This window comes from Tenacibaculum agarivorans (assembly GCF_001936575.1).
GTDB lineage: Bacteria > Bacteroidota > Bacteroidia > Flavobacteriales > Flavobacteriaceae > Polaribacter > Polaribacter agarivorans.
In genome coordinates, this window is record NZ_MSMP01000062.1 from 1 (window position 1) to 11,771 (window position 11,771).

At 32.2% G+C, this 11,771-nt stretch carries 3 protein-coding genes; all 3 read right to left on the bottom strand.

What is annotated here, in order from left to right; all coding sequences use genetic code 11:
- Nucleotides 1-1,692: condensation domain-containing protein (locus BVC87_RS22540; RefSeq protein WP_234974716.1), on the bottom strand; the 1,692-nt coding region annotated here is incomplete at its 3' end.
- A complete protein-coding gene (locus tag BVC87_RS22545) occupies nt 1,692-11,525 on the bottom strand; it encodes a non-ribosomal peptide synthetase (RefSeq protein WP_075344662.1) in 9,834 nt (3,277 codons plus the stop codon). The genes BVC87_RS22545 and BVC87_RS22540, both read right to left, overlap by 1 nt.
- Nucleotides 11,526-11,535: 10 nt before the next feature.
- On the bottom strand, nt 11,536-11,771 hold a 236-nt coding region (locus BVC87_RS22550; RefSeq protein WP_200799227.1), incomplete at its 5' end, for a phosphopantetheine-binding protein.

Genomic DNA, 11,771 nt, shown 5'->3' on the forward strand with positions numbered 1-11,771 from the left:
CAATGAAGCCTCTCCATAAACTAAAGCTGTTGCCGTTGGCGTTTTTGCTACTTGAGTAGTAAATAAATCAACTACCGTTTGATCAGCTGGATAACTTAATTCAGTAGCATTAAATACTTCTAAAATTTGTTGCTGTTCTTGCTTTGTTAATAACGGTAAATCATGAATAGGCTGATGAATATCTTTTACAATACCCATCAAAAACTCTTGGTAATGTACCAACATCCTATCAATTGTAGCTTGCTCAAATAACGCTGTACAATATTCTATATTGACCAAGATATTTGAATCTCCTTCAACTACAGTAACTGTAAGATCTGTTTTAGATGTTTCTGTGTCAAATTCATAAGCTGAAATTTCTACATCACCTAAATTAACTCCTGTATCTTTTTCTGTAGATAATACAGATGCATTCTGCAACACAAACATTGTTTGGTATACCGGAGTCATACTCATATCTCGAGTAGTAACTATCTCCTCTACTACCTTATCAAAGGGTACTAATTGATAGTCATAAGCTTCTAAAGTAGTTGCTTTTATTCCTTGTAATACTTCTTTAAATGTTGGGTTTCCACTAAGATCACTTCGTAGTGCCAAGGTATTTACAAAAAATCCTATGATATCTTCTAAATCAGACTGGGTACGATTAGCAATAGGAGTTCCTACACAGATATCATCTTGCCCACTATAGCGAGATAATAGTACTTTAAAGGCTGATAATAATAGCATAAATAAAGTAACTCCTTCTTGCTGACATAAATCTTCCAAAGCATCTTTCAGCTTTTTGTCTAAAGTTAGTGAAGTAGTTGCTCCTTCAACGCTCTGTACCGCAGGACGTGAATAATCTAGTGGTAATGTTAATGTACTTACATTACTTAGTTTTTCTTTCCAATATCCTAATTGAGCTTCTAATGCTTCTCCTTCTAAATATTCTCTTTGCCAAACAGCATAATCTGAATATTGTAGTGTTAATTCTGGAAGAAGAGCTTCTCGATCTTCTTTTAAAGCATTGTATAACTCTATAAATTCATTTGCTAAAATTCCTGAAGACCAACCATCACTAGCAATATGATGAAAGACACAAGCTAATATATACTTTTCATTTCCTATATCATATAAGCATGAACGTAGCATGTAATCTTTAGATAAATCAAAAGATAGATTTACAAAGTCTTTAATCTGTTGTTTTACATCTGTTTCTTCTGAAGTAACTACCTTTTGTAATGACCAATCATCTGATGTAATTATTTTTTGAAACCCAATCCCTTCTTCTTCATAAATTACAGTACGTAATGCTTCATGACGAGTAACTATTGATCGTAAAACTTTTTCTACAAAATTTATGTTCAAATCTCCTTCTAGTTGAAAAACTACTGGAATATGGTAAGCATGTGATCCACCAAAGTTGTCTAAAAACCATAATCGATCTTGATTAAAAGATAATGGAATTTTTTTGATGAATGTTCTATCAAATGGTTGTATACTGTCTTTATCAAACCCTTTGTAAGTAACACTGCTTACATCAAATTTATTTAAATGCTCAATAATAAGTTCTTTATTAAGCTTTATATCAACAAGTAAAGTATTATCGATATTTTCAGACTCCGATTTTAAAACTAAAGAACCTTCTTCTAACTCTAATTTGACACCTTGACTTTGTGCCGTTTTTATAATACTTAATGCCTTATTCATTATATTTTAATTATTTTTTTGTAGACTGTTTCTTTGCTTTCTTTTTCTTTAATTTTTTTATGCTCTAAATAGGTACTTAATTCATCTATGCTTACGAAATTGAATATGTCTTTAATCATGATTTCGACTTCTAACTCTTTACTTACAGTAGATACTAAACGAGTTGCTAATAGAGAGTGTCCTCCTAGTTCGAAGAAATTATCGTAAACTCCTATTTTTTCTATTCCTAACAATTTTTGCCAAATTTTTACTAGTTTTTCTTCTATTTCATTTCTTGGAGCTACATAAATTTTAGTTGATAGTATTGATCCATCTGGTGCCGGTAAAGCCTTTCTATCTAACTTACCACTAGCTGTTAATGGCATTTCATCTAACTCAATCCAAAGTGTAGGAACCATATACTCTGGTAAACTCTCTCGTAATATTTCTTGGGTTTTATCTTTATCAAATTCACCTACTACATATCCAATCAATCGTTTAATTCCTAAAGCATCTTCCGCTGCTAAAACACACCCCTGTTGGATACCTCCTATAGCTAATAAAGCTGTTTCTATTTCTCCTAATTCAATACGATAACCACGGACTTTAACCTGACTGTCTTTTCTCCCTACATATTCTAATGTTCCATCTGGTAACCATCTTGCTAAATCTCCTGTTTTATAGATTCGATCACCTTCTTTGAATACATTTTCAATAAACTTTTCTGATGTTAATTCTGGTCTGTTTAAATAACCTCTGGCTACTCCTTTTCCACCTAAACATAATTCTCCAACAACGCCTACTGGTAATAAAGCATTGGATTCATTTAAAATATATGCTTGTGTATTGGCTATTGGACGTCCAATAGTTTGAATGCCATTAAATTCTCTTTTAATGAATGTGCTATAGGTTGTTGCTTCTGATGGTCCGTATAAATCGTATACAGATTCTATTGAACTTTCAGCATAAATACGATCTACTACACTTGGTAATAATGGTTCTCCTGCTAAGTTCACTGTCTTTACTGTTTCTGGTAATTTTCCAGATTCTAAAACACCTAATAAAACACTTGGAACTGTATTTATTAATGATACGGAAACCTCTGAATCTTCTACTAATGATAATAAGTTATCGACTAGTTCTATTTTTGATCCTGAGGCTAACGAAGTAAATATTTCAAAAATTGATAAATCGAAGTTGATAGATGTACTGGCTAACATTCCTAACTCAAGTGATTCTTCAAAATTGGAGATTGCCCAGTTTACTAAATTGAACATGTTTCCGTGCTCTATCATCACTCCTTTTGGTCTTCCTGTACTTCCAGAAGTATAAATTACATAGGCCAAGTTATTTTGTGATATAGATTTGTAGCTTAAATTGTGTGCTGGAAATTCTGAAATTTGATGCCAATCACTATCTAAAGCGATAGTAATTATGTCTTTTTTATCTTCTAAAATAGAACGACTATTAGCAGTACTTACTATTAATTTTATGGCTGTATCCTCAATGATATAATTGATACGATCCTTAGGATAACTGGGGTCAATAGGAACATAAGCTCCTCCTGATTTTAAAATACCTAACATTCCTATAATCATTTCCAAACTACGGTCAATACAAATACCTACTAATGTATCTGTTACGACACCTTCTTTTTGTAAGAAATGGGCTAACTGATTTGAACGTTTGTCTAATGTAGCATAGCTTAACTCTTCTCCTTTGTATACTACAGCTATACTCTCTGGCGATGTAAACACCTGACTGTTAAACAAATCTAATATTGTTTGATCTTGAGGATAGTTAACTACAGTGGCATTAAAACCTTCTAATAATTGTGTTTCCTCGGCTGTAGATAAGATTTTTAGGTTAGTAACTGGTACTGATGCTTCATCATTTAAACAGTCTACCAGTTCAGCTAAAGTTTGTTCTATATAATCAAGTACTCGATCTGCTTCAATACTTTCATCAATTTGAGCTGTTATTCCAAAATCAACTCCATAGTCATCAACATTTACCGTAAAAGGATAATTTGTACGCTCTTCACTGCTTAAAACTTCAATTCCTAAATCTTCATCTGTATCTACATCTTCTTCAGATGACATTGATGTATGTCGGAAATTTAGTAGTGCGCTAAATAAAGGTACTTCATTAGAAATGCCAGACCAACCTTGAATATTTGATAAAGGCGTCTGCTCATAAGGTAATAATTCAGTTAATCTTTGCTTTACCTCTTTTATATATTCTAATACACTTCCTTTGAATGCTATAAAGAAAGGTAATGTGTTTATAAAAAGTCCTAGAGAATCTGCTGCGCCTAAAGAGCCTTGTAAACGCCCTGAAAGTAATGTTCCAAACAGTGCATAATCTGTATTGCTACATCTTCCAATAACAATTCCATAAGCAGCATGAAATACTACTGCTGGACTTATACCTAAACGAACACTGGCATTACGTATAGACTGGCTTAATTCGGCAGGTAATATTATTTTTGACTCCTTAACAACACCTATATCTCCTTTAACATCAGATAATTCAAACGGATACGTAGGCACATCAATAGTACCTAATAGCTTTTTAAAATATGATTCACTGTCATTTATTGCTTGTAAATGCAAGGTATGTCCTATAAAATCTCGATATAAAACTGGTGTTGGAAGATTTGATTCTTGATCTGATAAATACCAATTAATCTCAGCAACAACTTTTTCCATTCCAACATGATCCATAATTAAATGGTGTTCTAATAAGATCAAATAATACACTCCATTCTTTGAATCATCTGCAGATTGTAAAGTTAATAGAGGAGCTTTAGTAACATCTATCCACTGATTTCCAGGTACTCTTAATGGCTCTAATTGTGATAAGACATCTTTAGCATCATCTAACTCTAGGTATTCTATGTGTAATAATGCTTCTCTAAGTACTACTTGAACTGGCTGTGGTAAGCCTTCACTTAAAATACAGGTACGTAATACATCGTGACGATTGACTACAAATTGTAAAGCTTTTACAAAAGCATTTCTTTTTTCTTGATCTTTAAACGATAGTAAATGTGGTAGTGCATAAGGATCGCCTTGGTCTTTATTTCTCATTAAATAATGGAAATAGATTCCTTCTTGTAAAGGCGATAATGGATACATATCCTGAATATTAGAAACGCCTCCTGGAATATTTGCTACAACATGGTTGATTTCCTCTTGTTTAAAGTCCAATAAAGGAATCATTGATGGAGTAATAAAATCCGTATTCTCCTGTATTCCATTCTCTGGTACTTGATACATTGATACCGTTGAAGATAATTTTTCACTTACAGCAGAAATTGTTGGGTTAGAAAAAACATCTTTTACTGCTATATTGAAATTAGCTTCCTGTAAACGTGAAATTAATTGAACCACTAATAAACTATGTCCTCCTAACTCAAAGAAATTATCGTAAATTCCTATTTTTTCTACTCCTAATAATTCTTCCCAAATTGCTGCTAATTGTATTTCTGTTTCATTTCTTGGAGCAACATAAGGTTTGCTAGACAATAGAGATTCATCTGGTTCTGGTAATGCTTTTTTATCTAACTTTCCATTAGTTGTTAATGGCATTTCTTCCAATACTATCCAAATCATTGGAATCATGTAATCTGGTAAGCTTTTGCTTAATTCTTCTTGAATTTTTTCTTTATTAAAAATTCCATCAGCAACTACATAACCTACTAATCTTACATTTCCTTTTGTATCTTCTTTTGACAATACACAGCATTGATCTATAGAAGTTAAGGACAATAATGCATTTTCTATTTCTCCTAATTCAATACGATATCCTCGAATACTTACTTGATGATCTTTTCTGCCTATAAACTCTAAATGTCCATCTGGTAACCATTTTACTAAATCTCCTGTTTTATATATACGTGTACCGAACTCAAATGGGTTAGTGATGAATTTTTCTTTGGTTAGCTCTGGACGGTTTAAATATCCCTTAGCAACTCCTACTCCACTTGCCCATAATTCTCCTATTACTCCTTCTGGACATAAGTTTCCAAAATCATCAACCACATATAAAGAGGTGTTTGCTATTGGTTTTCCTATGGAAATGCTAGTGACTACATTTTCTACTTTAAAATAACTTACGCAAACTGTAGCTTCCGTAGGTCCGTACGTATTGTAAATAGCTATTTTATTGTAAATATTATCAATATAGGATGGCTTTATAATATCTCCTCCACTAATAATTGCTCTTAGTGAAAGCGCCTCAATATTTGGTTGTGTATTTAAAAATGCTACCAAATATGGATTGGTACTTAATAATGTGACTGCATGTTTCTCACATAGTGATAGAATCGAATGAAAGTCTTTATTATTTTCAGCAATAACTAATGTACCTCCACTAATTAATATAGGGAATATCTCTTCTACCGAAGTATCAAATGATATGGTAGATTGACTTAAGATTGTATCTGAATTAGTTACTTCAAAATAGTTGGAGAAAGTAAGCACATAATCTATTAAAGATGCATGTGTGACCATTACTCCTTTTGGTTTTCCTGTACTTCCTGAAGTATAAATTACATAGGCTAAATGAGCATCTGATACTAAAATCGTTGGTTTCTCTACACTTTCTTTTGAAATTGTTGACCACTGTTGATCTAGTAATACTATTTCTAGATTACTTTTAGAAGGTAATATGTTAATTGATTTTGCATCAGACACAACGAAACGTACTCCAGAATCGTCAATCATATAATTAATACGATCTTTCGGATAACTAGTGTCTACAGGAACATATGCTGCTCCTGATTTTAAGATTCCTAAAATTCCAACCAACATCTCCAAACTACGTCCTAAACAAATGCCTATTACATCTTCTGGTTGCGTTCCTTTAGCAATTAAATAATGTGCTAATTGATTAGATCGTTGATCTAACTCTTGATAACTTAATACCGCTCCTTCAAAAACTACAGCAGGTGCATCTGGTGTTTTTACAACTTGCTTTTCAAATACATCTAGAATTGTTTTATTAGATGGATATGCAACTTTAGTGTTATTAAATTCTTCTAATAAGTGTACTTTTTCTTCTTCTGGTAAAATATTTACACTTGCTACACTTACTTCGTTTTTTAAACCTGTCAGTAATGCTGTTATAGCCTCTTCCATATATGAAAGTACCTTGTCTGCATTGATACTTCCATCTATTTGAGCTTTTAAACCAAAGTCTACTCCATAATCATCTACATCAATAGAAAATGGGTAATTTGTACGCTCAAATCCTTCTAGAAGTGTAACTCCTAAATCAACTGAAGCTTTAATCTCTTCTTCTGTTCCTACATGAGAATGACGGAAGTTTAATAAAGCACTAAATAATGGTTGTTCGTTAGAAATTCTACTCCAACTTTGCACTTTTGATAATGGAGTTTGCTCGTGAGACAATAAATCGCCCAAGGTTTTTCTAACGGTTGAAATATAATCTAAAACGCTTCCTGTTAACTCAGTAAAGAATGGTAGCGTATTAATGAAAAGTCCTAGCGAATCTGCGGCTCCAGAAGTTCCTTGTAAACGTCCAGATAATAATGTTCCGAAAAGTGCGTATGGTTTATTACTACATCTTCCTACAACAACTCCAAATGCTGCATGGAATAAGACTGCAGGACTTATTCCTAATGTAATACTTGCTTTACGTATTTCTTTACTTAATTCTTCTGGTAAAACAATGTGTGATTCTTGGATTGCACTTCCATTTCCTTGTATATCTGACAATTCAAACGGATAAGTTGGTGTATCAATAGCGCTTAATAATTCTTTAAAATAAGTTGCACTATCATTTGTTGCTTGTAAATGCAATGTATGTCCAATAAAATCTCTATATAAAACTGGATCAGGGAGGCTTGTTTCTTTTCCTGAAATATATAGTTCAATCTCAGTGATTATTTTTTCTAAACCAACATGATCGAATATTAAGTGATGTTGATTTAATAATAAATAATAATTTCCTTGTATTTCATCATCCGCGGTTTGTAATGTAAATAATGGAGCTTTTGAAACATCCATCCATTGCTTTCCTGATGTTGTTATCAATTGTAACTCAGATAAAACATTTTTAGAAGCATCAATTTCTAAATGATCTACTGATAAAAAAGCTTCTCTAAGTACTACTTGTACTGGACTAGGTAAATCTTCACTTATAACGCAAGTACGTAAAACATCATGTCTGTTTACTACAAATTGTAAAGCCTCAATAAAAGAAGCTCGTTTTGTTGTATCTGTAAATGATAATAAATTTGATAAAACATAAGGATCTCCTTGTTCTTTATCACTCATTAAATAATGGAAATACATTCCTTCTTGTAATGGTGATAATGGATACATATCCTGAATATTTGCAATTCCATTTGGGATTTTAGCTACAACTTTATCAATGTCTTCTTGACTAAAATCTAGTAAAGGAATCATCTTTGGAATAATACGATCTATACCTACAGTAATTCCATTAACAGGTACTTTATATGCAGTTGTTTCTAAAGATATTTTTTTGCTTATCGCAGCAATAGTTGAGTTAGAAAAAATATCTTTTACTGTTACATGGAAACCAACTGCTTGTAATTTAGAAATCAGCTGCACTACCAATAAACTGTGTCCTCCTAACTCAAAAAAGTCATCGTAAACCCCAATCTTTTCTATACCCAATAACTCTTGCCAAATTGTTACTATTTGCTGTTCCTTTTCATTTCTAGGAGCAACATATTCAGCAGTAGATAAATCAGATATATCTGGATCAGGTAATGATTTTCTATCCAACTTTCCATTACTTGTTAATGGTAACGTAGTTAACTCTACCCACAAGTTTGGAATCATATAATCTGGTAAACTTTCTTTTAATTTGGCCTGAATTGCTTCTTTATCAAAAGCTCCTTCAGTAACCACATAACCTACCAAACGTTTATTACCATTAATTCCGTCCTTAACTAATACACACGATTGAGTAATAGAAGGTACATTTGATAACGTATTTTCAATCTCACCCAATTCTATACGATAACCACTAATTTTTATTTGGTGATCTTTTCTTCCTATAAATTCAATATTTCCATCTGGCATCCATCTTGCTAAATCACCTGTCTTATATAATCGATCTCCTGCTACAAATGGACTATTAATGAACTTCTCATTAGTTAATTCTCTATTGTTTAAATAGCCTCTAGCAACTCCAGATCCTCCCACTAATAGTTCTCCTATAACCCCTACTGGAACTAAGTTCATACTAGAATCTGTAATATATGCGCAGCTATTCTTTATAGGAGCACCGATTGGAAGCGCATCTTCTGTAATGTTAATTGTATACGTAGTTGAGAATGTAGTATTCTCTGTAGGTCCGTATCCATTAATAATTGTTACATCTGGATATAGTTCTTTTAACCTATTCGTGTGATTGAATAAAACAACATCACCTCCAACTAATAAATATTGTAATGAAGCAAACATACTCACATCTTCTTCAACTACTTGATGGAACCAAGAAGCTGTCATCCACAAGGTATTTACTCTTTTTTCTAAAATCAGTGATTTCAGATTAGAAGTGTTTAATAATACATCTCTATTGGTTAGTATTAATTCGCCTCCGTTTAATAGAGTTCCCCAATATTCTATTGTTACCGCATCAAAAGAAACAGAACCTGTTGATAACCAAACTGTATTTGAATCTAAAGAAACATAATCACAGCTTGTTGCTAAGCTTACTACATTTTTATGTTCAACTTGTACTCCCTTAGGTGTTCCTGTACTTCCTGAAGTATACATTACATACGCCAAGTTATTTGGTGAAATAACTTGTGCTAAACTATCTTCTGAATAACTTGCGAAAAGTGTATCCCAATCACTATCTAAAGCTACAGGGATTATTTCCTTTTTGTCTGATAACACTTCACTATTAGCTGTAGTACTTAATACCAAATTGATGTTGGCATCTTCTAGCATAAAATCGATACGATCTGCCGGATAATCTGGATCAATTGGAACATAGGCTCCTCCTGATTTTAATACTCCTAGAATTCCAACTAGCAATTCTAAACTACGATCCATACAAATACCAACCAACATATCTGGCTCAACTCTATGATCTCTTAAATAATGTGCTACTTGGTTTGAACGTTTGTTTAATTCTTGATAAGTTAATGAGGTTTTTTCAAATGTTACAGCTACTGCATGTGGTGTCTTTTCAGCTTGTTCTTCAAATACAGTTACTATTGTTTTTTTTGTCGGATAGGCTAATGTGGTATTGTTAAAATCTACAGTTAATTGTGTTTTTTCTACTGAGGTTAACATCGACAATTCGCCAATACTGTGATCAATATTATTTGCAATACTTCTTAGCAACTCTTTATAATGAGTTAGCATTCGATCAATGGTGTCTTTATTGAATAAAGCTGTACAATATTCTAAACCTAAACTAATTCCTAAATCTTCTTCAGAAACATGCATTGTAAGGTCAAACTTAGCAGTAGTTCTCTCTGCTTCTAGTACAGAAATTTCTACATCTTCTATCTCAATTTTTGAATTTGAAGGTGTATTTTGTAATACAAACATTACCTGAAACAGTGGACTTGTACTAGTATTTCGAGTTTTCACTACCTTATCCACTATTTTTTCAAAAGGAACTAATTGATGATCATAAGCTTGTAAGGTTGTTTGCTTTATTTGATTCAATAGTTGTTTGAAACTTAAATCTTCACTTACATCACTTCGCAATGCTAATGTGTTTACAAAGAATCCAATCATACCTTCTAATTCGGATTGTGTACGATTGGCAATTGGAGTTCCTACGCAAATATCGTTTTGACCACTGTAACGAAATAATAGTGTTTTAAATGCCGATAGTAATAGCATAAATAAGGTAACTCCTTCTTTCTGACATATGGCTTTTAATGATGAACTTAAATTTTCATCTAAATTTACCGAAATGTATGAACCATTGCTACTTTGAACAGCAGGACGCACATAGTCTGTTGGTAATACTAAAGTGCTTGTTTCTTTTAATTTCTCTTCCCAATAAGCCAACTGCTTATTTAAAACTTCACCTTCTATATTTGTTCGCTGCCATAACGCATAATCTGAATATTGCAATGTTAATGCTGGAAGTTCCGCTTTCCTCTGTTGGCTTAAAGAACTATACAATTCTACAAATTCATTTATAAGAATATTAGATGACCATCCATCACTAGCGATATGATGGAAAACACAGGCAACCACATATTTTTGGTTTCCTAAATCATATAAACAAGCTCTTAACTTGTAATCATTCGATAAATCAAATGGAATATTAATATAATCATGTAATGCAGTTTTTAATGTTTCCTCTTCTGATATTTTTTCTTGATCAAGTGACCAATTTTCTTCATTTATTATGTTTTGATATCCAATTCCTTCATCAGCTATTAAATTTGTTCGTAATACTTCATGTCGAGCAACAATTGTTTTTAGCGATTTTTCTAATGCATCTATATTTAATGCTCCTTCTAAACGAATAACCGTCGGAAGATGATATGTTACTGTGCCTTCAAATTGATCTAAAAACCATAAACGATCTTGGTTGAATGATAAAGGAATTTTTTCGATACTTTTTTTATCGAAGGGTTTTATATTTTCTAATGATACTCTATTAGCCGTTTTTTGTTGATACTTTTCTTGTAATTCATTGGCATTATCGCTTTGATATTTTTTTAAATATTCAATAATAGATGCCTTATTACTTTTAATTTCTAAAAGTAATTGTTGATCAACTCTCTTATTTGATTTTACGCTTAGTGATCCGTCTTTTAACACTAGCTTTACACCCTGCTTGTTTAGTCTTTGAAAAAAACTTAATAAATCCATTTTATTAAAATTATATATCAATACTCATACTATAATCATCCACAGTATCTTCACTATAATTCACAACCTTATAGTTTATGTAAGATGCCATTTCTTCTATGGTACTGAACTCAAAAATCTCTTGAATAAAAAGCTCTATTTTTAATTCTTTACGAATCATTGCAACCAATCGAGTTGCTAATAAGCTATGTCCTCCCAGTTCAAAGAAATTATCATGAATTCCTATCTTGTTTATCCCTAATATTT

Bases quoted from the DNA above. Each gene is read 5' to 3' on its own strand.
- BVC87_RS22545 (WP_075344662.1), bottom strand. From the start codon at position 11,525: ATGGATTTATTAAGTTTTTTTCAAAGACTAAACAAGCAGGGTGTAAAG.